This is a genomic window from Methylocystis sp. ATCC 49242, assembly GCF_000188155.2.
Lineage (GTDB): Bacteria > Pseudomonadota > Alphaproteobacteria > Rhizobiales > Beijerinckiaceae > Methylocystis.
Genome location: NZ_KE124774.1, coordinates 913276 through 939655, shown reverse-complemented (window position 1 = coordinate 939655; position 26380 = coordinate 913276). Strand labels below are relative to the sequence as shown.

At 65.8% G+C, this 26380-nt stretch carries 23 protein-coding genes; 18 read left to right on the top strand and 5 right to left on the bottom strand.

Features of this window, described 5'->3' with window-relative positions; translation table 11 throughout:
- Positions 1 to 277: 277 nt before the first annotated feature.
- The 5 genes from MET49242_RS06505 (at position 278) to MET49242_RS06485 (ending at position 6162) form a co-directional block, all read left to right on the top strand.
- Positions 278 to 1312, top strand: coding sequence for a septal ring lytic transglycosylase RlpA family protein (locus MET49242_RS06505; protein ID WP_051134055.1), 1035 nt, complete (start codon positions 278 to 280; stop codon positions 1310 to 1312).
- Between the two features lie 112 nt (positions 1313 to 1424).
- Entirely contained in the window at positions 1425 to 2606 is a 1182-nt protein-coding gene (locus MET49242_RS06500) for a D-alanyl-D-alanine carboxypeptidase family protein (RefSeq protein WP_036281582.1), read from the top strand.
- Positions 2603 to 3283 carry a dTMP kinase gene (gene tmk, locus MET49242_RS06495; RefSeq protein WP_036281581.1) on the top strand — a complete coding sequence of 227 codons (681 nt, stop codon included), beginning with the start codon at positions 2603 to 2605 and terminating at the stop codon, positions 3281 to 3283. The genes MET49242_RS06500 and tmk overlap by 4 nt, the downstream gene beginning before the upstream one ends.
- Entirely contained in the window at positions 3280 to 4344 is a 1065-nt protein-coding gene (locus MET49242_RS06490) for a DNA polymerase III subunit delta' (protein WP_036281579.1), read from the top strand. The genes tmk and MET49242_RS06490 overlap by 4 nt, the downstream gene beginning before the upstream one ends.
- 84 nt (positions 4345 to 4428) lie before the next feature.
- Entirely contained in the window at positions 4429 to 6162 is a 1734-nt protein-coding gene (locus MET49242_RS06485; protein ID WP_036281576.1) for a TadE/TadG family type IV pilus assembly protein, read from the top strand.
- A gap of 15 nt (positions 6163 to 6177) precedes the next feature.
- On the opposite strand, the gene MET49242_RS06480 is transcribed toward MET49242_RS06485, so the two are convergent.
- Genes MET49242_RS06480 through MET49242_RS06470 form a run of 3 tightly spaced genes read right to left on the bottom strand, consistent with a single transcriptional unit; the run spans position 6178 to position 8125 of the window.
- Entirely contained in the window at positions 6178 to 6639 is a 462-nt protein-coding gene (locus MET49242_RS06480) for a hypothetical protein (protein ID WP_036281573.1), read from the bottom strand.
- On the bottom strand, positions 6636 to 7871 hold the full coding sequence (locus tag MET49242_RS06475) for a CCA tRNA nucleotidyltransferase (protein WP_036281571.1): 1236 nt from the start codon (positions 7869 to 7871) through the stop codon (positions 6636 to 6638). Before MET49242_RS06475 ends, MET49242_RS06480 begins: the two co-directional genes overlap by 4 nt.
- Complete coding sequence (locus MET49242_RS06470; protein ID WP_036287162.1) at positions 7868 to 8125, bottom strand: DUF6111 family protein; 258 nt, start codon at positions 8123 to 8125, stop codon at positions 7868 to 7870. Before MET49242_RS06470 ends, MET49242_RS06475 begins: the two co-directional genes overlap by 4 nt.
- Before the next feature lie 224 nt (positions 8126 to 8349).
- On the opposite strand from MET49242_RS06470, the gene MET49242_RS06465 reads away from it, so the two are divergent.
- From MET49242_RS06465 to MET49242_RS06450, 4 genes are read left to right on the top strand one after another with little or no spacing between them, the layout of a single operon-like run.
- Positions 8350 to 9354, top strand: coding sequence for a MoxR family ATPase (locus MET49242_RS06465; protein ID WP_036287161.1), 1005 nt, complete (start codon positions 8350 to 8352; stop codon positions 9352 to 9354).
- Between the two features lies 1 nt (position 9355).
- Positions 9356 to 10297: a DUF58 domain-containing protein gene (locus MET49242_RS06460; protein WP_036281569.1), complete on the top strand. Its 942-nt coding sequence runs from the start codon at positions 9356 to 9358 to the stop codon at positions 10295 to 10297.
- Positions 10297 to 13083: a DUF4159 domain-containing protein gene (locus MET49242_RS06455; protein ID WP_036281567.1), complete on the top strand. Its 2787-nt coding sequence runs from the start codon at positions 10297 to 10299 to the stop codon at positions 13081 to 13083. The genes MET49242_RS06460 and MET49242_RS06455 overlap by 1 nt, the downstream gene beginning before the upstream one ends.
- Complete coding sequence (locus MET49242_RS06450; protein ID WP_036281565.1) at positions 13080 to 15173, top strand: membrane protein; 2094 nt, start codon at positions 13080 to 13082, stop codon at positions 15171 to 15173. Before MET49242_RS06455 ends, MET49242_RS06450 begins: the two co-directional genes overlap by 4 nt.
- Here the strand turns inward: MET49242_RS06450 and MET49242_RS06445 are convergent.
- Entirely contained in the window at positions 15157 to 15456 is a 300-nt protein-coding gene (locus MET49242_RS06445; RefSeq protein ID WP_036281562.1) for a hypothetical protein, read from the bottom strand. The genes MET49242_RS06450 and MET49242_RS06445 overlap by 17 nt on opposite strands.
- Before the next feature lie 134 nt (positions 15457 to 15590).
- Between MET49242_RS06445 and MET49242_RS06440 the strand changes: the two genes are divergently transcribed.
- Positions 15591 to 16703, top strand: a complete 1113-nt coding sequence (locus tag MET49242_RS06440; RefSeq protein WP_084678919.1) for an anhydro-N-acetylmuramic acid kinase — start codon at positions 15591 to 15593, stop codon at positions 16701 to 16703.
- Between the two features lie 87 nt (positions 16704 to 16790).
- The gene (locus MET49242_RS06435; protein WP_051134472.1) at positions 16791 to 17393 is read left to right on the top strand and encodes a redoxin family protein; all 603 of its coding nucleotides are present in this window, start codon (positions 16791 to 16793) and stop codon (positions 17391 to 17393) included.
- Between the two features lie 27 nt (positions 17394 to 17420).
- Here MET49242_RS06435 and MET49242_RS06430 read toward each other — a convergent pair whose 3' ends face one another.
- Positions 17421 to 18095, bottom strand: a complete 675-nt coding sequence (locus MET49242_RS06430) for an alpha/beta hydrolase (protein ID WP_036281557.1) — start codon at positions 18093 to 18095, stop codon at positions 17421 to 17423.
- A gap of 246 nt (positions 18096 to 18341) precedes the next feature.
- Between MET49242_RS06430 and MET49242_RS06425 the strand changes: the two genes are divergently transcribed.
- From MET49242_RS06425 to MET49242_RS06395, 7 genes are all read left to right on the top strand, one after another.
- Positions 18342 to 19043 carry a hypothetical protein gene (locus MET49242_RS06425; protein WP_144259493.1) on the top strand — a complete coding sequence of 234 codons (702 nt, stop codon included), beginning with the start codon at positions 18342 to 18344 and terminating at the stop codon, positions 19041 to 19043.
- Positions 19044 to 19249: 206 nt separating this feature from the next.
- Complete coding sequence (locus MET49242_RS06420; RefSeq protein WP_144259492.1) at positions 19250 to 20278, top strand: hypothetical protein; 1029 nt, start codon at positions 19250 to 19252, stop codon at positions 20276 to 20278.
- Between the two features lie 56 nt (positions 20279 to 20334).
- Positions 20335 to 21486 carry a cysteine desulfurase family protein gene (locus tag MET49242_RS06415; RefSeq protein ID WP_084679298.1) on the top strand — a complete coding sequence of 384 codons (1152 nt, stop codon included), beginning with the start codon at positions 20335 to 20337 and terminating at the stop codon, positions 21484 to 21486.
- 57 nt (positions 21487 to 21543) lie between these two features.
- Complete coding sequence (gene sufB, locus MET49242_RS06410; protein WP_036281549.1) at positions 21544 to 23013, top strand: Fe-S cluster assembly protein SufB; 1470 nt, start codon at positions 21544 to 21546, stop codon at positions 23011 to 23013.
- Between the two features lie 49 nt (positions 23014 to 23062).
- On the top strand, positions 23063 to 23815 hold the full coding sequence (gene sufC / locus MET49242_RS06405) for a Fe-S cluster assembly ATPase SufC (protein ID WP_036281547.1): 753 nt from the start codon (positions 23063 to 23065) through the stop codon (positions 23813 to 23815).
- Between the two features lie 4 nt (positions 23816 to 23819).
- Complete coding sequence (gene sufD / locus MET49242_RS06400; RefSeq protein ID WP_036281544.1) at positions 23820 to 25112, top strand: Fe-S cluster assembly protein SufD; 1293 nt, start codon at positions 23820 to 23822, stop codon at positions 25110 to 25112.
- Entirely contained in the window at positions 25109 to 26365 is a 1257-nt protein-coding gene (locus MET49242_RS06395) for a cysteine desulfurase (protein ID WP_036287155.1), read from the top strand. Before sufD ends, MET49242_RS06395 begins: the two co-directional genes overlap by 4 nt.
- Positions 26366 to 26380: the final 15 nt, after the last annotated feature.

Sequence of the window (26380 nt, the reverse complement as noted above, 5' to 3'; positions counted from 1 at the left end):
GCCACAGCTCGTCGAAATCACGCCTGCCGCAGCCTCGGCAATGCGCATTGCCGCATTTCTGACCAAATCGAGCCGCCTTTTCGCCTCGGCGACATCCTGTCGTTAACGACAAGTTTGCAATTCGGCGAGAAACTCCAAGGCCCAAGGTGAGCGCAAGACAAATCAGGGTCATGCGCGGAGCCCGGCGCTCTTCCCGAGCGGGCATCGAGGTTTTGGCCGGTTAGGACGGGCTTCAGCGCTTCGGGCTGAAGCCTCTTTCTCGACAAGGACGATCTCGATGCGATCTGTCGTGTCCCGGAACCAGATGTGCCTGTTAATGAAGAATTTTGCGCCGGATATCGGTCGTCTACGCGGATCGCTCCTTATCCTTTCCCTCGGCGCTCTGGCCGGATGTTCCTCGACGACGCAATACCCCCGCTATGCCAGCCTTGGCGGAAGCGGAGCCATTGACCCGCGTTATGGCGTTCGGGCGAGCCCTCGCGTCATCGCCGACGGCGAGGAAGTGCCGAAGGGCGGCGGCTCCTTCATGGTCGGCAAGCCATACAAGATTGCGGGCCGCACCTATTATCCCAGCGAGAAGCCCTACGCCGCGACCGGGACCGCGTCATGGTACGGCGCGGATTTTCATGGCCGCCGCACGGCCAATGGCGAGATTTTCGATCGCCAGTCGATCAGCGCCGCTCATCCGACGATGCCGCTTCCGAGCTACGCGCGCGTCACCAATCTGAACAACGCGCGTTCGATGGTCGTGCGCGTCAATGATCGCGGCCCCTACCACGGCGGCCGGGTCATGGACGTTTCCCAGCGCGTCGCAGAAGCCCTCGACTTCCACAGGGCGGGAACCGCCAAGGTGCGGGTCGAGTGGATCGGCCGCGCCGATCTCGCCGGCGACGACGACGCGAAGCTTCTGGCCACGCTTCGCGACGACGGTCCCGCGACTCTCGACAGCGGCGCCTCGATCATGACCGCGGCCCGGCAGGGCGCGCCAGCCGCCATACGGGCCGCGACGGCCGAACTGCGTGAGGCGCAGCCGGTCGCTGGCGCTTCGACGGAAGAGGTGGTCCGTCCGAACGAAAGCGAGATGATGGCCTACGCTGGCGACAACGCCCGAGCCGACCCGCAGGGCGGAGAGACGATCGCGGACAAGGCGGGCGCCGCCGTCTCCAATGTCGATAATGTCGACGCCGAGCCCGTCGCTTCACACCGCCACAAGGAGGCGAAGGAGGCCGCCGTGCCTCTGCCGCCGACGCGTCCGGCGTCCTTCGGCCGTCAGGCCTCGGGCAAGCCCGCGATCCGTCAGGCGATGAATTGAGGGGCATGTTGTAAACACGCGGTTCTGCATTGCAATTTCCGGCGCCGCGGGTCATCTTCCGAGGCGCGTCGCCAATGGCGCGGCGCGGCCAAGCGGAGCGCGCCCCTTGTCCATGCTTTCTTTTCGCTACCTTATCGCGGCGGTTTTCGTCGCTGTCTCGTCGCTGTTTTCCGGTTCCGCGCTGGCGCAGGCATTCCAGACCAGCGTTCCCAACGCCATTCTGATCGACGCCGGCACCAACACGGTTCTCTTCGAGAAGGGCGCCGACGATCTCGTCACGCCGGCTTCGACCGTGAAGATCCTCACGGCCGAAATGATCTTTCGCGAATTGACGGAAGGCCGCCTGAAGCTCGGGGACGTGTTCACCGTCTCCGAATACGCCTGGCGCAATGGCGGCGCGCCTGCGGGCGGCTCGGCGATGTTCCTGAAGGTGAACAGTCAGGCGACGGTCGAGGATTTGTTGCGTGGCCTCCTGATCGACTCGGGCAACGACGCCGCGCTCGTGCTTGCGGAGGGCGTCGCGGGGTCGGAAGAGGCCTTCGTCATGCGCATGAACAAGCGCGCCTCCGAGCTCGGCCTCGTCAAGTCGCGCTTCGGCAATCCCTGGGGCAAGGCGAGCGACGACCAGAAGGTGACGCCACGCGAGGTGGCGAAGCTCGCCCTGCATGTCATCCGGACCTACCCGGATTTCTACAAATATTTCGGGGAGAAGGAATTCACCTGGAACAACATCCGGCAGCAGAACCGTAATCCGCTGTTGACGATGAGCATCGGCGCGGACGGGCTAAAGACCGGCAATATCGAGAAGGGCGACTTCGGCATCGTCGGCTCGGCGAACCAGGAGGGACGTCGGCTGATCGTCGCCGTTTACGGGGCGAAGACGGCCAAGGAGCGGGCCGAGGAAGCGCGCAAGCTTCTCCAATGGGGGTTCCGTAACTTCGAGGAAAAGGATCTGTTCAAGGCGGGCGAGCCGATCGGCCCGGCGCAGATTTATGGAGGGGTGCAGGGCTCGGTCGACCTCGTCTCGAAGACCGACGTCAAGGTGCTGCTCCCTCGGGGCGGGACGGAGAAGCTCACGGGCAAGATCGTCTATGAGGGGCCGGTGATTGCGCCGGTCGAGGCGGGCGCGGGCATCGGGCGTCTGGAGGTGAAGCGCGGAAACGCCGTCGTGCTGGAGCAGCCGCTCGAGGCGGCCGAATCCGTCGCCGAGGGTTCGCTGTCGAGCCGCGCTTTCGACGCCGTTTACGAATACGCCGCCGCGAAGATCCACGAAAAGCTCAACAAGAAGAAATGAACGCGGCCGCGCCGGCTGAAAGAGGCCGGTTCATCACTTTCGAGGGCGGCGAGGGCGCCGGGAAGTCGACGCAGCTAGCGAGGCTCTCGGAACATTTGCGCGGGCGGGGGATCGAAGTGGTGGCGACGCGCGAGCCCGGCGGCACGCCCAAGGCCGAAAAGTTGCGCGAGGTTCTCCTCTCGGGCCGCATTGCTCCGCTCGGGCCGCTCGCCGAGGCCGCGCTTTTCGCCGCAGCGCGGATCGACCATGTAGAAAGCCTGATCGCGCCGGCGCTGGCGCGCGGGGCCTGGGTGCTCAGCGATCGTTTCGCGGACTCGACCCGCGCATATCAGGGGGCGCGCGGCGGCGTGGACGATGCGTCGATCTCGCTGCTGGAGCGGGCGGCGATCGGAAATGTCCGGCCGGATCTCACCATCATCCTCGATCTGCCGCCTCAGGAGGGTCTCGCGCGGGCCGCCAGCCGAAGGGCGGCGGGCGTGGCGCCCGACCGTTTCGAGGCGGAGGAGGAGCTTTTCCACGAAGAGCTGCGGCGCGCCTTTCTCGATATCGCCGAGCAGGAGCCCGAGCGCTGCTGTGTCGTGAACGGCGCGCTGGCGGCGGATGAAGTCGCTCAGGCGATCCGCCAGCTCGTCGACGCCCGCTTTCTCTCGCGCCTCGGCGAAGCAGCCGCCGAATGAGCAAGGAAGTCTCCGGACCACCCGAGAGCGATCGCTATGACGACGCGCCGCATCCGCGCGAGACGCTGGCATTTTTCGGCAATGCGGCGGCCGAGCGCGAATTGCTGGACGCCTACCGCCGCAACCGGATGGCGCAGGCCTGGATCATCGGCGGGCCGGAGGGGATCGGAAAGGCGACGCTCGCCTGGCGCCTCGCGCGCTTCCTCCTCGCGCATCCCGAGCCCCACGCGCCGGCGGTGCAGGGGGCGGTGAGCCTCGCTGTGCCGGCGGATCATCCGGCCGCGCGCCGCATCTCGACCATGGCGCTGGCCGACATCTTCCTGCTGCGTCGCGAGTGGAACGAAAAGACCAAAAAGCACTTCACCGAAATCCGCGTCGACGATGTGCGCGAGATCGCCCGCTCTTTCCATCAGGGCTCGGGGACGGGCGGCTGGCGCATCGCCATCGTCGATTGCGCCGATGATCTCAACCGCAGCGCGGCGAATGCTCTGTTGAAGCTGGTCGAGGAGCCACCAGAGCGTTCCCTCTTCCTTTTCATCGCGCATCAGCCGGGGCGAATCCTTCCGACGATCCGCTCACGCTGCCGCAAGCTCATGCTCGGCGCCTTGACCGAAGCGGAGACCGTTGCGGCCGTCGAGGCGCTGGGCGCGCCATGGTCGGATCGATCGAAAAGTGAGATCGAGGCCGCAGCCGCGCGCGCCGAAGGCTCCGTGCGCGAGACGCTGCGCCTTTTGAGCGGCGACGCCATGGCTTTCGACGCCGGCGTCGCGCGGCTGTTCGACCGCCTGCCGCAAGTAGACTGGCTCGGGGTGCACATGCTCGCCGACAAGATCACCGGTCGCGACAATGAGGACGCTTACGAGACCTTCATGCGCGCACTGCAACGGCACCTCGACTCGCGCGTCCGCGCGCTGGCCCAGGCCGGGGCGGCGCCTGCCCGGCTCGTCGGCTATGCGCGCGCATGGGAAGAGATCCGCGAAATCGCCCGCGAAACAGAAGTCTTCAACTTCGACAAGCGCGCGATGGTGCTGGGCGTATTCGAGCGATTAATGCGTCTGTAAACATATCTGAAAAATAAGGTTCAAGATAACTTTAGCTTGAGCATTTCCTGCCAATTTCAGCTCCGACCAGATCGGGGCTGCATAATGAAGCGACCAGTCAACGAATTCGTTTCCGACCATCGCGGCAATGTCGTGATGCTCTTCGGGCTGTCGGTCATCCCTGTCATGATGATGGCCGGCGCAGCCGTCGACTATGCGCGCGGCGTCACGACGCACAAGGTTCTCCAACAGGGAGCCGACACGGCCGCGCTCGCGGTCGCGTCGAGAATCACCGCCGCCACTTCAACCGCAGACGCCATCAAGCAGGCCCAGAACGTCTTGCGCTCCGCCAGCCAACGCCTCGCCGCCGCGACGATCAGCAACGCCACGATCTCGGCGGACAGAAAGACGTTTTGCATCGACGCGCAGGTCAGCATTCCGACCATGATCATGAAGATTGCGCGCATCGACTCGATGGCGCCTGCCGTGATGTCCTGCGCCGAAATCGGCGGCGGCTCGACCAATTACGAGATTGCGCTCGCGCTCGACAACTCCGGCTCGATGAACGAGAGCGCGGGGGGAGCGACCAAAATTCAGTCCCTGAAAACGGCCGCGACGAATTTCGTCAACTCGATGTTCGCGAAGTCGCCCGGAAAGGTGAAGATCGCGATCACGCCCTTCGCGGGTCTCGTCATTCCGGTAGACCCGACCGTTGCGGCGAACAGGGCGCTGCCGTGGATCGACGTCAATGGGCTGTCCTCCCAGCACTGGATCACTTTCGGCGGCAAGGCGAACGCCAACGCCGCGGGCTTCACGAGCCGTTTCAATGTGTTCTCTAATCTGAAATCCCAGCGCGCCGACTGGGATTTCGGCGGCTGCTACGAGCCGCAGCCCTATCCGATGAATGTTACCGAGACGGCGCCGACGGCCGGCAATGCGGAAACGCTCTTCGTGCCCTATCTGGCCCCGGACGAGCCGGACTCATCGGCCTATGAAAACAATTACCTGAACGACGACGGCGGGGGCTGCAGCCTTTGGACCTTCGGCGGCTGGACCGATCTGACTCGCACATGCAAATACAAACCCGCGACCGGCTGGACCAGCGGGATCTGGAGCTGGTTCGGCGCCACCGCCGGGAATGGCTGGACCGGCGGCGTCTTCGCTTCGAGAGGCGGCGCCTTCAACGGGCCGAACGGGATGTGTCCCAACGCCGCGACGCAAACGGCGCTCCAGCTCACGCCAACGCAATCGACCATTACGGCAAAAATCGCGCAACTCACTGCCGCGGGCGACACAAATCTGCATGAAGGAGTGATGTGGGCCTGGCGCTCGATTTCGCCAAATCCGCCATTCAGCGCGGGCAGCGCCTACAACACCGCGGGCGTCCGAAAAATTCTCGTGCTGATGACCGACGGCTACAACAACTGGACCAGCAACACCAACACGGTCGGCGGCTCCTATTACGAAGCGCTTGGCTATTACAGCTACAATGGCGCGAAGAACAGACGGCTCCCCGACGGCACGCAGGGAAATGGCGTCGACTATCAGTCGCAATTGGACGGGGCGGCGAATAGCTGGACGGATTACAAATCCGTGTCCCGGCAGGCGCAGGACGAGTTGACGCGCCAATCGTGCGAGAACGCCAAGGCGAAGGGGATCGAAATCTATTCGATCGCCTTCTCGGTCTCTACCAACCCGATCGACGCCGCCGGCATCAATCTGCTCAAGAGCTGCGCCACGAATGCGGATCATTATTTGCTGGCGACCGACTCCACGCAGATCGACCGCGCCTTTTCGCAGATAGCCATGAATCTCTCGAAACTGCGGCTGTCGCGTTGAGTCGAGGCGAAGGCGCTATTTGCACGCCTTCGGCTTCTCGCGGGATAGGATGAAGGTCTTGTGCGCGGCGTCGGAGAACGACTTCCGATCCAGATCGCCACTCTTCGCATCCGCTTCGAAGCCGATGTAGTCGATAACCTCCAGCCGAAGCTTGTCGCCGTCAGCGGTCGCGCGAACATGCCCGCTGTCGCCGTCGAGGTCACAACGCAGGGAGGCGCCCTCGGGTTTACACGGGCCTCCGGCGTCCCATGGACGCTTGTCGCCCTTGAGATGGACACGGACCCCGTACTGCGGGGGATCGTAATCGCCTTCCACCCGTTCGAACTGGATTCGCCGGATGATCTGGCGCGGGTTTTTCGCCAGATGGTCGGCGTCGTAGACGCGGACGTAGCATCCTTGCAATTGCGCGGCCTCCGCCCGCGCCGCCAGCGCGGCGATAATCGCGAGAGCTGCGACGGCCAGTTTCTTCCGCGTCATTCCTTGATCCCCACGGCCTCTTCCAGCAGTTGCATCACTGCCTGCGGGTCGCGGGGAAATCCTGCGCGGATCCATTGAGCCTGCAGAGACTTCAGCACGGCGCCAAGCTCGCGTCCCGGCGCCACGCCCCGCGCGATGAGATCCGCGCCCCGGATCGGGAAGGCGGGGGCAGGGTTCTCGTCGAGATATTTTGCCGCCTCGAGCCACTGCGGATCATCCGGCGCGGCTGCGCTCTCGGCGAAAGCCAGCGCCAGAGCGTCGGCCGCGGCGCGCGCGCCGCAGATGAACAGCATCTCCCGCAGATGCGAGACCGGCGGCGGGCGCTCGATCCCATGAAGCGCCGCAAGCGTGCGGGCGGCGGCGGAAAGCCGCGACCATTCGTCGTTGGAAAGGCGCAGCCGATCCCGCAGCCGCTCCGCGTCCTCGACCGTCAGCACGGCGAAGGCGGCAAGGCGCAGGACCGCGTCGGGTTTCTTTCCCTGCGCGGCCTCGAAAGCGGCGAGCCGCTCAAGTCGCGCCGGGTAGCCCATGCCGAGAATGACCTCGATCACCCCGGCCTGCGACATGGCCCGCACCACCTCCGGCGCGCGGCGGGCCGGGAGCAGTTTCACCAGTTCGGCCCGAACGCGCTCGCGCGACAGCCGGGCGAGATTCTCGCGCGCGATGATCGATTCGTGCAACCCTTCGCGGTCGAAGGCGCCTTCGCCGTGGGACGCGTTGAAGCGGAAGAAACGCAGGACGCGCAGATAATCCTCGCGGATTCGCGTCGCCGCGTCGCCGATGAAGCGGATGCGCCGGGCTTCCAGATCCGCAATCCCGCCCGTGGGGTCGTGCAGTTCGCCGTCGGGCGTCAGCGACAGGGCGTTGACCGTAAAGTCGCGGCGCCTTGCGTCCTGGTCGAAATCGCCGCCGAAGCGGACCTTGGCGAAGCGGCCATCGGTCTCGACGTCTTCCCGCAATGTCGTGACTTCGAAGGGCGTTCCGGCGACGACGATCGTCACCGTGCCATGCTCGATGCCCGTCGGGACGCCCTTCAGTCCCGCATCCCGCGCCGCCGCGAGCACGTCCTCGGGCAGGGCGGTCGTCGCCAGATCGATCTCATGCGGCGGAAGCCCGAAAAGGGCGTCCCGCACGGCCCCGCCGACGACGCGGGTCTCGCCGCCCGTTTTCGCCAGAGCGGCGAAAAGCGTCGCGAGGCGCGGATCATCGAGCAGCCTTTGCGCGAGGTTCATTGAAAGCGGCCCGGCACAAGCTTGCCGTTCTCGACATGGGCGGGGACATAGACGCCCTGATTGCGCTCGGTCAGGCCGAGCGCCAGCATCCCCCCGATGGCGACGACGAGCCCCGCGATCGTCAGCAGCGAAACGATCCTGCCGTGCCAGAGTTCGCGCACGAATGGCCAGCGCCGCTGCAGCAGATGAAACAGCGCATAGGCGACGAAGGGGGTCAGAAAGAGAAGGGCGGTTTCGACAACTGCGCGCCACATGGGCGATGGGGCCTTTCCGGCGATTGAAACGACGGTCCTCTTATACATGTTTGGCGCGCATGGCGGCCATCAATCGCGCCGCCGCCACAATTCGCGCGCCTTCGCTGTTAAGTATGGCCGCCGAAGCTGAAGGCGCGTTCGCTTTCCTGATCGACAAAGCTCCCCGGCGAACTAAGTTGGAAACGACTGCGGCCCGCCGCGACTTAGCAGAGAATCCCCGACACATGACCTCACCCGAACTTGCGCCGACCTCGCTCGAGACCGCCGTCGTCGAATCCGCCGAACGCGCGCTGGACCATATCGGCCGCGCCCGGGCCGCCATCGGCGCCGTCATCTTCGGACAGGACGAGGTGGTGGAGCAGGCGCTGGTGACGATCCTCGCTGGCGGCCACGGCCTGCTCGTCGGCGTGCCGGGTCTCGCCAAGACCAAGCTTGTCGAGACGCTCGGCAAGGTCCTGGGGCTCGCCGAGCAGCGCGTGCAGTTCACGCCCGACCTTTTGCCCGCCGACATCATCGGCTCGGAGGTGCTGGAGGAGGGCGCCGATCGCTCGCGCTCTTTCCGCTTCATCAAGGGGCCGATCTTCGCGCAGCTCCTTATGGCGGACGAAATCAACCGCGCCTCGCCGCGCACGCAGTCCGCCCTGTTGCAGGCGATGCAGGAGCACCATGTCAGCGTCGCCGGCAAGCGCTACGACCTGCCGCGCCCCTTTCATGTGCTCGCGACGCAAAATCCGCTGGAGCAGGAAGGCACCTATCCGCTGCCGGAGGCGCAGCTCGACCGCTTCCTGATGCAGATCGACGTGCATTATCCCGACCGGGCCAGCGAGCGCCGCGTGCTTCTGGAGACGACCGGCGAGAAATCCGTCGATCCGGCTCAGGCTCTCGACGCCGAGGAGTTGATGGCGACGCAGCGCCTCGTGCGGCGGCTGCCGGTCGGCGACAAGGTGGTGGACGCGATCCTTGATCTCGTGCGCGCCGCCCGTCCCGACGACGGCGATCCGGCCATCGCGCCGCATGTCGCCTGGGGGCCGGGGCCGCGCGCCGCACAGGCGCTGATGCTCGCCACCCGCGCCCGCGCGCTCGCCACGGGTCGCCTCGCGCCTTCGCTCGACGACGTGGCCGTGCTCGCCGCGCCGGTGCTGCGTCACCGCATGGCCCTGAATTTCGCCGCCCGGCGCGAGATGAGCGTCTCCGACCTCATCGACAAGCTCGTCGCGCGGATCGGGTGACATGAGCCTTTTCGGCAGTGTCGAGACGCGCTCGTACGACTCTGCGACGCGCGGGGTGGCGGACGCAGCCGCGGCGGCGGATCTCGCCGCGCGTCTTCCGCGCCTCGTCGCCCGCGCGCATGAGATCGCGGCGAGCGTCGCCTATGGCGTTCACGGCCGCAAGCGCGCCGGGGTTGGCGAGACCTTCTGGCAATATCGCCCCTTCATGTCCGGCGAGGCGGCCCATCGCATCGACTGGCGCCGCTCCGCGCGCGGCGACCAGCTTTACGTGCGCGAGCGTGAATGGGAGGCTGCGCATGACTATTTCATCTGGATGGACTGCTCGCCTTCCATGGCCTTCGCCTCGTCGCTCGCATCAGACGACAAGCTGGCGCGGGGCGTGACGCTCGGGCTGGCGCTCGCCGACGTTCTCGTCCGTGGGGGCGAGCGGGTAGCTGCGCTCGGGCTCACCGCGCCTGTTTCTGCGCGCGACGTGATCGACCGGCTGGCCCGCGCTCTCTATGAGCGCGCTGGAGAGACGGCGCGGGACGAACTGCCGCCGCAGGCGCCGCTGCGGCCCCGCGCCCGTGTGGTGTTGATTTCGGACTTTCTCACCGAGCCGGAAGCGCTCGCCATGAGGCTGCGCCAGTTTGCGGACGCCGGCGCCTCCGGCGCGCTGCTGTTGATCATCGACCCGAGCGAGGAAAGCTTCCCCTTCGCCGGAGAAACCATGTTCCTCGACACGGACGGCGGCCCGGCTTTCCACGCCGGCGACGCCCGAAGCCTGCGAGCGGCCTATGCTCAACGGTTCGACGCCCATCGCGAGGCGGTGCGCGCCGCGGCGCGGGGCGCTGGTTTCCTTTGCCTTCAGCATCATACCGACCGGCCGGCTGCGGAGGCGGCGCTGACGCTCGCCATGGGTCTGCTCGGAGCGGGCTCCTCCGGCGTGGAGGAGCGGCGCTGATGGGCGGCCTTTCCTTTGCCGCGCCGCTGGCGCTGGTCGGACTTGCGAGCCTGCCACTGATCTACTGGCTGCTGCGGATTACGCCGCCACGCCCGCGGGAGATCATCTTTCCGCCGACGAAAATCCTGCGCGAGCTGAAGCCGGACGAAGAAACCCCCTCCCGGACGCCATGGTGGCTCACGGCCCTGCGACTGGCGCTCGCCGCCGCGATAATTCTCGCCATGTCCGGACCAGTGTGGAGCCCCACCGGCGCGGTGGTCATGTCCTCCGCGCCGACGCTCGTCGTGTTCGATGATGGGTGGCCCACGGCGCCGACATGGGATCGGCGGATCAGCGCCGCCGGCGCCATCATCGAGAGCGCGGCGAGATCGGGCGCGCCCGTCGCTATTGCGGCCGTCTCCGAACCCGCGGCGCCGACGCTTACAGACGGCGCGCGCGCGCTGGAGAAGTTACGGTCGGCGCGCCCAAAGCCCTTTCTCGCGGATCGTCGCGCGGCGGCGGCGCATGTTTCGGCGTTCGCAAAGTCACATGCAGGCGTGCGAATCGTGTGGCTCAGCGATGGACTCGCGCAGGGCGAGGCGGGGGCCTTCGCGAAAGCGTTGAAAGACGCCGCCGACGCCGGCGCGCGCGTAGAGGCGCTGACGGATGAACATGTTCCGAAGGCTCTCGCGGTGCCATCCAATGACGCGAGCGCGCTCAGCGTAGATGTGCTTCGCGCCAGCGTCTCGGACGGCGGCGCTTCCGTCATCGCCATTGACGCCAAGGGTCAGACCATTGGTCGGGCCGCCGTCGACTTCGGCTCGTCGCTGCGCGTGAAGGCGCGGCTCGATCTGCCGGTCGAGCTGCGCAATGACGTGAGCCAGCTACGCATCGAAGGCGAAAACTCCGCCGGCGCCGTGGCGCTTCTCGACGCGCGCTCGAAAGTCAAACGCATCGCACTCGTCGGCGGCGCAGGTCTCGACGAGGCGCAGCCCCTGCTTTCGCCACTTTACTATCTCGAAAAGGCGCTCGCGCCCTTCGCGCAATTGCGCCAAGCCCGTCCGGGCGCGGTGGAGCCGGTGCAGACGCTGCTCGCCGAGCGGCCAAATGTGATGGTTCTGGCCGACGTGGGCCTTGCGCCGGGGGAGACCTATGACGCGCTCGCGAAATTCGTCGACGACGGCGGGACGCTGGTGCGCTTCGCCGGTCCGCGTCTCGCCAACGCCGCCGATGATCTGCTGCCCGTGCGGCTGCGCCGCAACGGCCGCGTGCTCGGCGGCGCCATGTCGTGGGAGACGCCAAAGGCGCTGAGCGATTTCGATGCGACGAGCCCCTTCGTCGGCCTGCCGGCGTCGAAGGACGTCAGCGTGCAGCGGCAGGTGCTGGCTGAGCCGGACCCCGGTCTTGTCCAGAAGACATGGGCGCGCCTTTCCGACGGAACGCCGCTCGTCACCGCCGAAAAACGCGGCAAGGGGCTCATCGTGCTCTTCCACGTCAATGCCGACACGAGCTGGTCGAATCTGCCGATTTCCGGCCTCTTCGTCGACATGCTGAAGCGCATCTCCGCGATGGCGGGCGAGTCGACCCGGCTTGCCGATGAAGACGAGTCCGCGCCGATGGAAGACCGTCGAATGCTGCCGCCGCTGCGCGCGCTCGACGGTTTCGGCGCGCTCGGCGCTCCCGGGCCGACCGCGCGGCCGATCCCGGCCGATTTCGCCGGCCCCGCCAGCGCCGAACACCCGCCGGGTCTTTACGGCGCCGGCGACGCCTTTGTGGCCGTGCAGGCGCTGAGGGCGGGAGATGAGTTGCAGCAATTCGACTTTGCCGGCGCCGGCCTGACGACCAGCGCTTTGAAATCGGGAGCGCCGGTCGATTTCCGCGGGCCTCTCCTTGCCGGCGCGCTCGCCGCCTTCGTCGCCGACGCGCTGATCGTGCTCGTTCTCTCCGGAAAGTTGCGATTGCGGTCTCTCGCGACGGCCGCGGGGGCCGTGTTTATGCTCTCCGTATCGGCTCATATGGATTACGTAAGAGCGGAGACGCCGGCGAAGCCGGTCGTTACGCAGCGCGACAGGGAGGCGGCGCTGAACGCGCGTCTCGCCTATGTCGTCTCGGGCGACGCAGGGGTCGATGAAGTCTCGCATCTGGGGCTCGAAGCGCTGTCGAAGGCGTTGTCGCTTCGCACCTCCTTCTCGCCGGGCGATCCGGTGGGAGTCGATCCGGCGAAGGATGAGCTGGCTTTTTATCCCATGCTCTACTGGCCGATCGTCGCCTCGGCCCCGCAGCCTGCGGCCCGGACCGTGGCGAAGATCGCGGCCTACATGCGACAGGGCGGCACCGTCATATTCGATACGCGCGACGCGCTCGCGCAACGTCCCGGCGACGCGGCGACGCCGGAAACATTGTGGCTGCGCGAACTGACCAAGGGGCTCGACGTCCCCGAACTGGAAGTCGTGCCGCGCGATCATGTGATCACCAAGACATTCTATCTGCTCGACGGCTTCGTGGGTCGTTACGCCAGCGGCGAGACATGGGTCGAGGCGCTTCCTCCCGAGCCCAAGGACTCGGCCGCGCGGCCGGTGCGCGCCACCGACAGCGTCTCGGCGATCGTCATCACCTCGAACGACCTTGCGGGCGCCTGGGCGCAGGACAAGCGTGGCCAGCCGCTCTTTCCACTCACGCCGGGCGGCGCCCGCCAGCGCGAGATGGCGCTGCGCGGCGGCGTGAATCTCGTGATGTATACGCTCACCGGCAACTATAAATCCGACCAGGTGCATGTGCGCGACCTGCTGGAGAGGCTGGGGCAGTGACCGACCTCACTTTCGCCTTTTCGCCGCTTCTGCCGTGGCCCGCGCTCGCGGCCGCGGGCGTCATCGGCGCTCTCGTTCTCATTTTCGCCGCCGCCAAAGGGCAGCGCGGAGCGGCTTTGCGCGCGCTCGCGCTGGCGCTGATCCTCACGGCCCTTGCGGACCCTTCGCTCGTGCGAGAAAAGCGCGATCCGCAGAAGACCGTTGTCGCCGTGGCGCTCGACAAGAGCGAGAGCCAGAACTTTGGCGGGCGGACAGCGCAGACGGAGGAGGCGCGCAAGGCGCTCGACGCGGCGCTCGCCAAATTCGGCGACGTTGAAACACGCGTCATAACCGCGACCAATGACGCCAGCGGAAATGACGGCACAAAGCTTTTCGGCGCCCTTTCCGAGGCGCTGAAGGATGTGCCGCCCGAGCGCATCGGCGCGGCAATACTCGTTACGGATGGCGTCATCCACGACATCCCGGCAAAAGCCGAGGCGCTCGGGTTCAAGGCGCCGGTGCATGCGCTCATTACCGGCAGGGAGGGCGAGCGCGACAGGCGCATCGAACTCGTCGAGGCGCCGCGCTTCGGCATCGTCGGCAAGGACCAGACGATCCGCGCCCGCGTGATCGACACCGGCGGAGACGGCGCGCGCGCGCCGATCACTGTGCGCCGCGACGGCGAGTTGCTGCCGACCTACAGCCCCGTGCCGGGCGACATCGTCAACATTCCCGTGCGCGTCGCCCACGGCGGGTCGAACATCGTGGAGCTGGAAGTTCCGGCCGCGCCGGGCGAACCGACGCTCGTCGACAACAAGGCGGTTGTCGCGATCGAGGGCGTGCGCGACCGGCTGAAGGTCTTGCTCGTGTCCGGCGAGCCGCATCCGGGCGAGCGAAGCTGGCGCAACCTGCTGCGCGCCGACGCCAATGTCGAGCTGGTGCATTTCACCATTTTACGCCCGCCGGAAAAGCTCGACATCACGCCGGCGAGCGAACTGTCACTGATCGCTTTTCCGACGGCCGATCTCTTCGGGCGCAAGATCAACGAGTTCGATCTCATCATCTTCGACCGCTACTCGAACCAGACATTGCTGCCCTCGATCTATTTCGAGAATATCGCGCGCTATGTCGAGAAGGGCGGCGCCTTCCTCGCGGCGGTGGGGCCCGATTACGCCACGCTGCGCGGCCTCTATTACTCGCCGCTCGAAAACATCCTGCCCGCCCGCCCGGACGGCGCGCTGTTCGAACAGGCGTTCAAGGCGCGCGTCAGCAAGGACGGCGAGAAACATCCTGTTACTCGCGGGCTTGCAGGCGCCAGATCCGATCCTCCGGCCTGGGGCGAGTGGTTCCGGCAGGTCGACGCCAATGTGCTGAAGGGAACGTCGATTCTCTCGGGCGCGCGCGACAAACCGCTGCTGGTGCTGTCACATGAGGGCAAGGGCCGCGTCGCTCTGCTGCTGTCCGATCAGATCTGGCTGTGGGCGAGGGGTTATGACGGCGGCGGACCGAACGCCGATCTCACGCGCCGCCTCGCGCATTGGCTGATGAAGGAGCCCGATCTCGAGGAGGAGGCGCTGCGCGCGAGCGCCCGCGGCCGCGAGGTGACCGTAGAGCGCCAGAGCCTGAAGGACGTGGCTGCGCCCGTCATGGCGACGGCGCCTTCCGGCGCCCGGGAGGAGATTGCGGTGACGCAGAGCGAGCCGGGCCTGTGGCGCGCGCATTTCGACGCGAAGGAAATGGGCCTGTGGCGCTTCGAGAGCGACGGCCTTACGGCCCTCGTAAATGTCGGGCCGGCGAACCCGCGCGAATTCCGCGAGGTGGCGTCCACCACCGAGAAGCTGCAGCCCCTCGCCGAAGCGACGGGCGGCACGGTGCGGCGCCTGAGCAGGAACAGCGACGCCGTGACCATGCCCCGCGTCGTCGAGATGCGCGAAGCCAACCGCTATGGCGGCGCGGACTGGATCGGCGTTCGCCAGACGGGCGCCTCGACGCTCGTTGGCGTGGAAGTGACGCCACTGGGCCTCGGTCTGTGGGCGATGCTGGCGCTCCTGGGCGTGGTCGTGGCGGCGTGGGGCTGGGAGGGGAGCCGCCCGCTCAACGGCCGTCGTTGAAATAGCCGTTGGCGTAGCCCTGACGGAAAAGCATTTCATTGCGGCCGTCGAATTCGCCCTGATGGCGCCGGTATTCGGCGCTCAGACCCGCGGCCTTGTCGGCTTTTCCCGCGGCGATTCCCGCCTTGTAGGAATCGCACCCTCCCTGGTCCGCGGCTCCCGGACAGCCTGAGAGGTTGCCGGAAGGGGGCGTGGCGGCGGGCGTAGCGAGCGGCTGCCGCGCGGGCTGATTGCAGGCGGCGAGGGCGAGCAGGGCGGCGCAAATGAGGAAATAACGCGTCAAGTCAGAACTCCATTGCCGTGGTTTTTTCCCAATGACGCGCTGATTTGGCCAAAATTTGATCGCCGGGGGCGTCGGCGTCGCTCGCGGTTGGGCAAATCGCGTAATCTGTTGCGGTCGCACCGGGAGATTCGCCTTTGCCCCTCTACCGCTCAATCGGCCTCATGTCCGGCACCTCCATGGACGGCGTCGACGTCGCGCTCGTCGAGACGGACGGCGACGCGGCCATAACGCTCGGGCCGACGGGGCACTATCCCTATACCGATCCCGACCGCGCGCTGTTGCGCAATGCGCTCGCCGAGGCCGCGACGCTGGAGGACCGCGACGCGCGGCCGGGCGTGCTGGCTTTCGCGGAAAAGATGGTGACAGACCGCCATGCGGAGGCGGTCGAGACCTTCCTGCGCGATAATGCGATCGAGGCCGGCGGCGTCAATATCGTCGGCTTCCACGGCCAAACCGTGCTGCATCGGCCCAAGCAGAAGCTCACTATCCAGATCGGCGACGGGCAGGTGCTCGCGAACCGCCTCGGCATTGACGTGGCTTACGATTTCCGCGCCGCCGACATCGCCGCAGGCGGGGAGGGCGCGCCGATCGTGCCGGTGTTTCACCGGGCGCTCGTCATGGCCGGCGGCATGAAGGGCGAGGTGGCGCTGCTCAATATCGGCGGCGTCGCCAATGTGACCTATGTGGCCGACGGCGAGGAGCCCATCGCCTGCGACACCGGCCCCGGCAATGCGCTGATCGACGATCTGATGCTCCAGCGCACCGGCGCGCCAATCGACCGCCATGGCCATATGGCGGCGCGGGGGCGGGTGAACGAGGCGGCGCTGTTGCGCATGCTCGCGCATCCGTTCTTCGACCAGCCGCCGCCGAAGTCTCTGGACCGCAACGCCTTTGCGCTCGACGCCGTGAGCAAGCTCTCGACCGAGGACGCCGCCGCGACGCTCACGGCCTTCACGGCGGCTTCCGTGCTGAGGCTTTTTCCGCATCTGCCGAACCAGCCGCAACTGCTCATCGTCTGCGGCGGCGGCGCGCGCAATCCGATACTCGTGCGCGAACTGGTGATGCGCCTGCCGTGCAAGGTCACGACGGCCGACGCCGTCGGCTGGTCCGCCGACTCCATGGAGGCGCAAGCCTTCGCCTATCTCGCCGCGCGGGTTCTGGAGGGATTGCCGCTCACATTCCCGACAACGACCGGCGCGCCATCGGCCTTGCCCGGCGGCGTGCTGGCGCGGGCGCCGGACGACTGATGGAAAAGCTGCGCGTCTGAGATTTCGCCAACGATAAATTCATCATTCTCGGCAATGAGTGATCGAAGCGGAGCCGGAGCCGTTTCGATGCCGACGCATAGCCCACCGCAGAACCGCCCCCGCGAATGGTTCGCCACACGACGCAGCCTCTTGCTCGGTGCGATGGGCGTCACGGCTCTGGGCGCCGGCGGCGCCGTCGTCGAACATGTCTGGAAGAAGAAGGATATTTCGGCGCGGCTCTTCAATCCCTTCTCGATCGGGAAGTTCGAGCTTGCGGCCGTGCCGGGCCTGCTCGACGCCGAGGGCAAGCCCGTGCCGGGTTTCTCCAGCGCCGATCTCGCGGGGAAACGCTCGCTTTTGAATGTCTGGGCGTCCTGGTGCCCGAGCTGCCGGGCGGAGCATCCGCTGTTGATGGCGCTGGCGAAGCGCAATCTCGCGCCGATTTACGGCGCGGATGTAAAGGATCCGCCCGAACGCGCCAGATATTTTCTGGCGAGGCATGGAAATCCCTTCGTCGCCGTCGGCGCCGACGAGCGGTCTTATCTGCAGCGCGCGCTCGGGGCCCGGGGCGTGCCGGCGACTTTTGTCGTGGGACCGGGACCCGTCGTCGAGTGGTCGACCTATGATCCGCTCGACGAGGAAACGATCGAGAAAGAGATCGTTCCGAGGCTTCTGGCGAAGGTGGGGTGATCGCGAGCCCGAAGGCTCGCGACGTCTTCAGTCGCCGCGCGCGGGAATGGCGATGCGCGGCGGATTGCCCAGGCGCTTGTCGAGATAGGCGTCGACATGGGCGATCAGCGGCTCGACCTTGTTCTCGAAGAAGTGGTTGGCGCCCTCGACCACCGCGTGCTCGATGAGGATGCCCTTCTGCGTCTTGAGCTTCTCGATCAGCCCCGTCACTTCCTTCAGAGGCGCCACGCGGTCCTGGTCGCCGTGGATGAAGAGGCCCGAGGACGGGCAGGGCGCGAGGAAGGAGAAATCGAATCTGTTCGCCGGCGGGGCGACCGAGACGAAACCCTCGATCTCCGGCCGGCGCATGAGCAACTGCATGCCGATCCATGACCCGAAAGAGACACCGGCGATCCAGCAGGCGCGCGCCTCGGGGTTGACGGCTTGCGCCCAGTCAAGCGCGGCGGCGGCGTCGGAGAGTTCGCCCGAGCCGTGGTCGAAAGAGCCCTGCGAGCGGCCAACGCCCCGGAAATTGAACCGCAGCACGGAGAAACCTCGCTCCGCGAAGGCGTAATAAAGATGGTAGACGATCTGGTTGTTCATCGTCCCGCCGAACTGGGGATGCGGATGCAGCACGATGGCGATCGGCGCCCCGCGGGTGGCGGACTGATGGAACCGGCCTTCCAGCCGGCCGGCCGGACCGGTGAAGATGACTTCGGGCATTTGGAAATCCCTGTGGAAAAAGGGCAGGCGCGCGTTCTAGCACGCGGGGGCGTGTGAATTGCAAGGAATTTCGTCATCGGCCGATCAGTAAGCGAGCCGCATCGGGGGCCACTTTAAAGCTTAGCTGGGGTGTGGCAGACTCCGGGAGCGCGTGGGCCTTGGGACCGAGCCGAGTCGGCTTTTTCCGCTTTTGGGCCCCGCCTTGGTGACCGCAACAGAAATATTTTCAGATTGAGGGGGCTTATGATGAAAATGCGCTTTGTCGTCGTGTCTGGCTTGCTGCTGATGACCTGCGCCGCGCAGGCGGCAGGCGTGAGAAAGACGAAACTCTTTGCCGCAAATGACTCGGCGCTTGCAGGTTACGTCGCCACTCCGCCTGCCGGCTGGGCTCTAAACTACACTTTTGGCCCCGCGTCGCCAGCGACGGCCGTAACGCAGCAATTTTATGCGATAACCAACGCTTCTACCCTGACTTCCCCGACAACGCTCCCGCCGAAGGCCGCGATAACAATCCTGGGTCCCGCGGGCGCGATCGTCTCGAAGGAGTTGCTCCCGGCTGCCGGACAGACGGTCCTCGCTGACTGCAAGATTTTGAATCCGGCTACTGGGCTAAACAATGTTTGCCCGGCGCCGACCGTCGCAATGGTGGGCCTTCCGCAGTCGCTTCCCGGAAGAATGCTCGTTTCAATGATGAAAACGACATACACGATGAATTTCCCCACGGGGTTCAAGGTATGGACGTTTGCATTCGATCCGGCTGCGCCGATCGGGAGCGTCGACCGCTGGACACAGATCGACCTCCGGACGATCTCGACCGCGAATGTCGCCTCGCTGGGGTCCGGCTTTGCGAATGTGTTTCTGAACTATCTGTCGGTAAACACGAATGTTTATGTGTTTACGAGGGAAAACGCGACGTCTACGAGCGTGTTTAGGGTGACGAACAAGTAAAGCGCTCGGGCCGCCTGCGTAACAGCCGAAACAGGACAGCCGTCGCCTGACGTGAGCAGGCGGCGGCTTTTTTCGGGATGCCGGCCAGCGATGCTGAACTGACCTTTCGATCGAACGCCTGTCCGACCGGATCTGTCGGGGGACTACCGCGGCTCCCGCGCGGTCCCCACATCTTACGCATGGCCCGGAAACTCATCCTCGTTTCGTTGAGCTTACTTACCGTCGCGCTCCTTGTGCTGGCGACGATCAATTTCACCCCCGCCCTCGATGGCTGGCGCATGCTTCGTGCGGCCGACGATCCCGCGGCCCTGACTGACGCGCAGCTCGACAAGTCCCTGACGCCCGCACGCTTTTCCGAGGAACTCGATGCGGCGCTTGTATCGCGAGACGAGGACCTGGCGGCGAGTTTCATCGAACTCGGCGCCGAGCGCGGGTTTGCTCCCAGCGCCGCCCAGAACGAGCGTCTGGAGGAATTGCGCGCGGGCGCCGGCGGCAAAGTCCTCGAGGAATTCGCGCAGGGCTTCGTGCATGGAAACCGCGACAGCGGCGCCGCTTTCGCCGGCGCGCTGGCGGGTGATCTTACAGGCTACGGCGACGCCCGCGACCTTTGGAACGAGGCGGCGAAGCTGGCGCGAGGCGAGAAGGCGGACGAGCTGGTGATCGGCCTCGCCGCTACGGGTCTCGTGCTAAGCGCGGCCGCCTGGAGCAGCGTCGGCGCGGTGTTGCCGGCGCGTGGGGGATTGACCCTGGTCAAGACCGCTCAGAAGACGGGGCGCCTGACGCGCCCTTTGGCGTCGGCCCTGGCCCGAACGGCCGCCAGGGCGATCGACCGCGAAGCGCTCACAGCCGGGCTCGCCGCTGCAGTGAAACTTGATCTCGCCGCAAGCCGGGCTGCGGCCGCGCGCGTCGTGCGGCCGGGCGCTCTGGCGACGTTCCGCGCGCTTGGCGAAGACGCGGCGGTTCTCTACCGTCAGGCCGGGGCGCGTGGCGCAAATCAGGTTCTCGCCCTCGCGGAAGACGGCGCGCAAGTGCGGAAGGCGGCCCGCCTCGCGGCCGTGAAGGGGGGCAAGACCCGCGCCATCCTCGCTACGCTCGGGCGTTCGGCGCTCGGGCTGGGAGCGCTCGCCGTCACGGCGGCCAATGCGATTTTCGCCTCGCTGGCCGGCCTGCTCGGGCTCGCGATGCTGGCGCAGCGCCTCGGGTTCTGGCTGGGGCGGCGCCTGCGTTTTTCCTGATGGGGCGAGGGCGGCCTCTCCCATATTGCGGCGCCAGCGGCTAAATCTCCCGCATGATGCGCATCTATCTCGACCACAACGCCACATCACCCCTTCGTCCCGAGGCGCGGGAGGCGGCGCTTGCGGCGATGGAGACGCTCGGCAATCCGTCCTCCGTCCACGCCGAGGGTCGGGCGGCCAAGGCGCTACTGGAGAGCGCCCGGAGCCGAATCGCGCAGGGAATCGGGACGGCGCGGCGCAATGTCACCTTCACCAGCGGCGCGACCGAGGCCGCCAATCTGGCGCTGACGCCAATGCTCCAGCGGGGGAAGGAGACCGCGCCGTTCGACCTGTTGCTCGTGGGCGCGGGTGAGCACGCGGCGGTGCTGCAGGGCCATCGTTTCCCCTCCTCGGCGGTGGAATCGGTCCCACTCACGCCCCGGGGTCAGCTTTCGCTGGACGCACTCGACGCCGCGCTCGCCCGCCACCCCGGCAAGCGCCTGATGCTTGCGTTGCAACTCGTCAATAATGAAACCGGAGTCATCCAGCCGGTCCGGGAGGCGGCCGAGCGTGTCCATGCGGCGGGCGGGGTGCTGATTTGCGATGCGACGCAGGCGATCAGTCGGATCGAGACGACATTTGCGACAACTGGCGCTGATCTTTTGTTCTTTTCCTCTCACAAGCTCGGCGGGCCTGCGGGGGCCGGGGCGCTTGCCGTCGCGCGCGACGAACTCCACATATCCGACAAGCTATTACGCGGCGGCGGGCAGGAGTTCGGCCGCCGTGCAGGAACAGAGAATGTCGCCGCGATCGCCGGCTTTGCGGCGGCTTTCGAGGCGGCGCTCTCGGCGACGGGCAAGGAAAATCCGCGACTCGGCGAATTGCGCGGCCTGATCGAATCGCAGATCGCGCAAATCGCGCCGGAAACGCGGTTTTTCGGGGCGGAAGCCCCCCGGACGGCGAACACGAGCGCTTTCGCGATTCCCGGCCTCAGCGCCCAGACGCTGCTGATGTCGCTGGATCTCGAAGGGGTTGCGGTGTCGAGCGGTTCGGCCTGTTCGTCGGGGAAAGTGCGGGAATCCCACGTCCTTGCGGCGATGGGGGCGACAGAAAAAGTAGCTTTGCGCGTCAGTCTGGGTTGGTCTTCGCGCAAAGAGGATGTAGAACAGTTTGGAATGGTTCTTGCGAAAGTCGTGCACCGATTGAGGTCGCGGCGATCCATCGCCTAGAACGGCGGACCGATCGGCCGGCGGGCCTTGAACCCGTCGTGACGAGGAGAAAGAGAAATGGCGGCTCGTCAGGAGACCGTTGCGCGCGTCGAGTCCATCGACGTCGACGCCTATAAGTACGGGTTTACGACCGACATCGAGTCGGAGAAGGCCCCAAAAGGCCTCAGCGAAGACATCGTTCGCTTCATCTCCGCCAAGAAAAACGAACCGGAATGGCTGACCGAATGGCGCCTTGAGGCCTATCGACGCTGGCTCACCATGAGCGAGCCGAACTGGGCGCGGGTTCATTATCCGTCGATCGACTATCAGGATCTCTACTATTACTCGGCGCCGAAATCGACGCCGGGGCCGAAGTCGCTCGACGAGGTCGATCCCGAACTGCTGCGCACCTATGAAAAGCTCGGTATTCCGCTGCGCGAGCAGGAAATTCTCGCCGGCGTCGAGACGCGCAAGGTCGCCGTGGACGCCGTATTCGATTCGGTGTCCGTCGCGACGACCTTCAAGGAAGAGCTGGCCAAGGCGGGCGTGATCTTCTGCCCGATCTCCGAGGCCGTGCAGACTCATCCCGAACTGGTGCGAAAATATCTCGGCTCCGTCGTGCCAGTGACGGACAATTTCTACGCGACGCTGAACAGCGCCGTCTTCTCGGACGGCTCCTTCGTCTATGTGCCGAAGGGCGTGCGCTGCCCGATGGAGCTTTCCACCTATTTCCGCATCAACGAGCAGAAGACGGGGCAGTTCGAGCGCACGCTGATCATTGCGGACGAGGGCTCATACGTGAGCTATCTCGAAGGCTGCACGGCGCCCAAGCGCGACGAAAACCAGCTTCATGCGGCGGTGGTGGAGCTGATCGCGCTGGATGACGCGGAGATCAAATATTCCACCGTGCAGAACTGGTATCCCGGCGACAGCGAGGGCAGGGGCGGCATTTACAATTTCGTAACCAAGCGCGGCGATTGCCGCGGCCGCAACTCGCACATCTCGTGGACGCAGGTGGAGACCGGTTCGGCGATCACCTGGAAATATCCGTCCTGCATCCTGCGCGGCGACAATTCGCAAGGCGAGTTCTATTCGATCGCCGTGTCGAATGGCTATCAACAGGTCGACAGCGGCACGAAGATGATCCATCTCGGCAAGAACACGAAGAGCCGCATCGTCTCGAAGGGCATTTCCGCCGGCAAGTCGCAGAACACCTATCGTGGGCAAGTCTCCGCGCATCGCAAGGCGGAAGGGGCGCGCAATTTCACCCAATGCGACAGTCTGCTGATCGGCCATGACTGCGGCGCGCATACGGTTCCCTACATCGAGTCGAAAAACCCGAGCGCGCAATTCGAGCACGAGGCGACGACGTCGAAGATTTCGGACGATCAGCTTTTCTACGCCATGCAACGCGGCCTTTCGGCGGAGGAAGCGACGGCGCTGATCGTCAACGGCTTCGTGCGCGAGGTGCTGCAGCAGTTGCCGATGGAATTCGCTGTCGAGGCCCAAAAACTGATCTCGATTTCGCTCGAGGGGAGCGTGGGGTGAGGCCTCTCTCGTCCGCTTCGCTCGCAACGCTCTGAACCGGAAACTTGCAATGCTCGAAATCAAGAATCTCCACGTCTCGGTCGGCGACAGGAAAATCCTGAAGGGTCTTACGCTGACCATAAAATCCGGCGAGGTCGCGGCCGTCATGGGGCCGAACGGCACCGGCAAATCGACGCTCTCCTATGTGATCGCGGGCCGCGAAGGCTATGAAATCACCGAGGGCGAGGTGTTGCTCAACGGCGAGAACATTCTCGAACTCGAGCCGCATGAGCGCGCCGCGCGCGGCCTGTTTCTCGCCTTCCAGTATCCGGTCGAAATTCCCGGCGTCGCGACCATGACCTTTCTCAAGGCGGCGATGAACGCCCAGCGCCGGTCGCGCGGCGAGCCGGAATTGCAGACGCCCGACTTCATGAAGCGCGTGCGCGAGGCTTCCGCCAGGCTCGGCGTCTCTCAGGAAATGCTTCGCCGTCCGCTGAACTCCGGCTTCTCTGGCGGCGAGAAGAAGCGCATGGAAGTATTGCAGATGGCGCTGCTCGAACCGCGCGTCGGCATCCTCGACGAGACCGACTCGGGGCTCGACATCGACGCGCTCCGCGTCGTGTCGGAGGGCGTCAACGCGCTGCGCTCGCCGGAGCGCTCCTTCCTCGTCATCACGCATTATCAGCGGCTGCTCGATTACATCAAGCCGGATACGGTGCATGTGATGGCGCAAGGCCGCATCCAGCGCAGCGGCGGGCCGGAGCTAGCGCTCGAACTCGAAGAGCGCGGCTATCAGGACTACATTGCGGAAGAGGCGGCGTAGCCCGATGGTGAAGCTCGCGACAGAAGCCGAGGCGGCGCTCTCCTCCTTCTATGAGGAAATGCGCGAAAAGGGCGCGCCGCGTCTGCGCGAAGCGGCGTGGGACGACTTCTCGCGCAAAGGCCTGCCGAACCGCCGCGTAGAGGCGTGGCATTACACCGATATCAAGGCCGCGTTGGCGAAGCCCGCGCCCATCGCCGCCGCCTCCCGCGCCGCGCCGTCGCTGGAGCGGGCGCACGACTCGCTGCGTCTGGTGATTCTCGACGGCGTGTTTCGTCCCGATCTTTCCGACGTCGCCCGCCTGCCGGAAGGCGTCGTCGCCCAGTCGCTGCGCGACGCGCTCGCGCAAAGCGATCCACAGGTCATGGACGCGCTGGCGAGCGCCGACGTCGGCGCCGACGACGCGATGGTGTCGCTCAACGCTGCCCTGATGCAGGACGGCGTGGTGCTGCGCATTGCGCCCGGCGCCGTGATCGAGCGTGCGATCGAGCTCGCAAGTTTCGTCTCTACGGACGCTGCGCAATCGACATTTTCGCGTTCGCTCGCGCTCGTCGGCAAGGGCGCGCGCGCGACGCTCATAGAGACAGTCGGGGCGCTCGCAAATGCGCCCGCGCAGGACAATCAAACATTGATCTTGCGGCTGGCTGCCGGCGCTGCGCTCGATCTCGTCAGCCACGTGTCGGGGGCCGCCGAGCAGGCCGTGCGCGTAATGAGCCTCCTCGCGCATCTCGACGAAGGCGCGACAGTAAAATCCTACGCGCTCATCGAGGGCGCCGGGCTGCTGCGTCGCCAAATTTTCGCGCGGCTCGACGGAGAACGGGCGCATATCGCGTTGAATGGCGCGACGCTCGCACGGGGCCGGCAACATGCGGACACGACTCTCGTCGTCGATCAAGCCAAACCGAATGGCGAGAGCCGCGAGCGCTTCCGCAACATTCTCGACGAACAGAGCGTCGGCGTGTTCCAGGGCAGGATCGTCGTGCGTCCCGGCGCGCAGAAGACCGACGGCGCCATGCAGTCGAAGGGCCTGCTCCTCTCCGACGGCGCGACGATGAACAACAAGCCCGAGCTGGAAATCTTTGCGGACGACGTGCAATGCAGTCATGGCGCGACATGCGGCCGGCTCGACAAGGATCAGCTATTCTATCTCATGGCGCGCGGGCTGCCGCGCCGCGAGGCCGAGGCGCTCCTGATCGAGGCCTTCGCCAATGAGGCGATGGAGGGACTCGACGACGACGCGCTGCAAGCGTTTTTCGCGGAGAGAATATCGGCGTGGCTGTCGCGGAGGATTACGCGATGAACCAGATCGCTCACGCAGTGCGTCCTCCCGAAACAGCCTATGACGTGGAGGCGATCCGCGCGGATTTCCCAATTCTCGCGGAGCGTCCCTATGGCAAGCCGCTCGCCTATCTCGACAATGCCGCCTCGGCGCAGAAGCCGCGCGCGGTGATCGAGCGGCTGACGCATTTCTACGAGCACGAATACGCCAACGTCCATCGCGGCCTGCATTACCTCGCCAACGCGGCGACGGACGCCTATGAGGGCGCGCGCGAGACCATGCGTCGCTTTCTCAACGCCGAGTCGACCGACGAGATCATCTTCACGCGCGGCGCCACCGAGGCGCTGAACCTCGTCGCCGCATCTTACGGGCTCGCGCACATAGGCGAGGGCGACGAGATCATCCTCTCGCTCACGGAGCATCACTCCAACATCGTTCCCTGGCATTTCCTGCGCGAACGCAAGGGCGCCGTGCTGAAATGGATCGAGGTGGACGAGGACGGGCGCTTCGATCTCGACGCCTTCCGGAACATGTTCACCGAGCGAACGAAGATCGTCACGTTGACGCATATGTCCAATGTGGTTGCGTGGCCGACGCCGATTGCGGAGGTCGCGCGCATCGCCCATGCGCATGGCGTTCCGCTGGTCGTCGACGGTTCGCAGGGCGCGGTGCATCTCGATGTCGACGTTCGCGCGCTGGATGTCGATTTCTACATCGTCACGGGACACAAGCTTTACGGGCCCACGGGCATTGGCGCGCTTTACGGCAAACGGAAGTGGCTCGAAAATCTGCCGCCCTTTGCCGGCGGCGGCGAGATGATCGAAACCGTCACGCGCGACACCGTGACCTACAACGCGCCGCCGCATCGCTTCGAGGCCGGCACGCCCCCGATCGCGCAGGCGGTCGGACTCGCCGCGGCGCTGGATTATATGGAAAGCATCGGCCGCGGCGCGATCCGCGCCTATGAGGCGGGCCTTACGGCCTATGCGCATCAGCGTCTCTCGGAGATCGAGGGGCTCCGCATTTTCGGCCGCGCGCCGGACAAGGGGCCGATCCTTTCTTTCGACATGGCGGCTGCGCACGCGCACGACATTGCGACGATCATCGACCGTTCGGGCGTCGCGGTGCGCGCCGGCACGCATTGCGCCATGCCGCTGCTGTCGCATTTCGGCGTGACCTCGACCTGCCGCGCCTCCTTCGCGCTTTACAATACGCGCGAGGAGATCGATCGGCTGGCCGAGGCTTTGCTTAAGGCTCAGAAACTTTTCTCGTGAGGAGACTGGCGTGCT

Coding starts and splice junctions, on each gene's coding strand:
- MET49242_RS06505 (WP_051134055.1), top strand. CDS start 278: ATGCGATCTGTCGTGTCCCGGAACCAGATGTGCCTGTTAATGAAGAAT.
- MET49242_RS06500 (WP_036281582.1), top strand. CDS start 1,425: ATGCTTTCTTTTCGCTACCTTATCGCGGCGGTTTTCGTCGCTGTCTCG.
- tmk (WP_036281581.1), top strand. CDS start 2,603: ATGAACGCGGCCGCGCCGGCTGAAAGAGGCCGGTTCATCACTTTCGAG.
- MET49242_RS06490 (WP_036281579.1), top strand. CDS start 3,280: ATGAGCAAGGAAGTCTCCGGACCACCCGAGAGCGATCGCTATGACGAC.
- MET49242_RS06485 (WP_036281576.1), top strand. CDS start 4,429: ATGAAGCGACCAGTCAACGAATTCGTTTCCGACCATCGCGGCAATGTC.
- MET49242_RS06480 (WP_036281573.1), bottom strand. CDS start 6,639: ATGACGCGGAAGAAACTGGCCGTCGCAGCTCTCGCGATTATCGCCGCG.
- MET49242_RS06475 (WP_036281571.1), bottom strand. CDS start 7,871: ATGAACCTCGCGCAAAGGCTGCTCGATGATCCGCGCCTCGCGACGCTT.
- MET49242_RS06470 (WP_036287162.1), bottom strand. CDS start 8,125: ATGTGGCGCGCAGTTGTCGAAACCGCCCTTCTCTTTCTGACCCCCTTC.
- MET49242_RS06465 (WP_036287161.1), top strand. CDS start 8,350: ATGACCTCACCCGAACTTGCGCCGACCTCGCTCGAGACCGCCGTCGTC.
- MET49242_RS06460 (WP_036281569.1), top strand. CDS start 9,356: ATGAGCCTTTTCGGCAGTGTCGAGACGCGCTCGTACGACTCTGCGACG.
- MET49242_RS06455 (WP_036281567.1), top strand. CDS start 10,297: ATGGGCGGCCTTTCCTTTGCCGCGCCGCTGGCGCTGGTCGGACTTGCG.
- MET49242_RS06435 (WP_051134472.1), top strand. CDS start 16,791: ATGCCGACGCATAGCCCACCGCAGAACCGCCCCCGCGAATGGTTCGCC.
- MET49242_RS06430 (WP_036281557.1), bottom strand. CDS start 18,095: ATGCCCGAAGTCATCTTCACCGGTCCGGCCGGCCGGCTGGAAGGCCGG.
- MET49242_RS06425 (WP_144259493.1), top strand. CDS start 18,342: ATGAAAATGCGCTTTGTCGTCGTGTCTGGCTTGCTGCTGATGACCTGC.
- MET49242_RS06415 (WP_084679298.1), top strand. CDS start 20,335: ATGCGCATCTATCTCGACCACAACGCCACATCACCCCTTCGTCCCGAG.
- sufB (WP_036281549.1), top strand. CDS start 21,544: ATGGCGGCTCGTCAGGAGACCGTTGCGCGCGTCGAGTCCATCGACGTC.
- sufC (WP_036281547.1), top strand. CDS start 23,063: ATGCTCGAAATCAAGAATCTCCACGTCTCGGTCGGCGACAGGAAAATC.
- sufD (WP_036281544.1), top strand. CDS start 23,820: ATGGTGAAGCTCGCGACAGAAGCCGAGGCGGCGCTCTCCTCCTTCTAT.
- MET49242_RS06395 (WP_036287155.1), top strand. CDS start 25,109: ATGAACCAGATCGCTCACGCAGTGCGTCCTCCCGAAACAGCCTATGAC.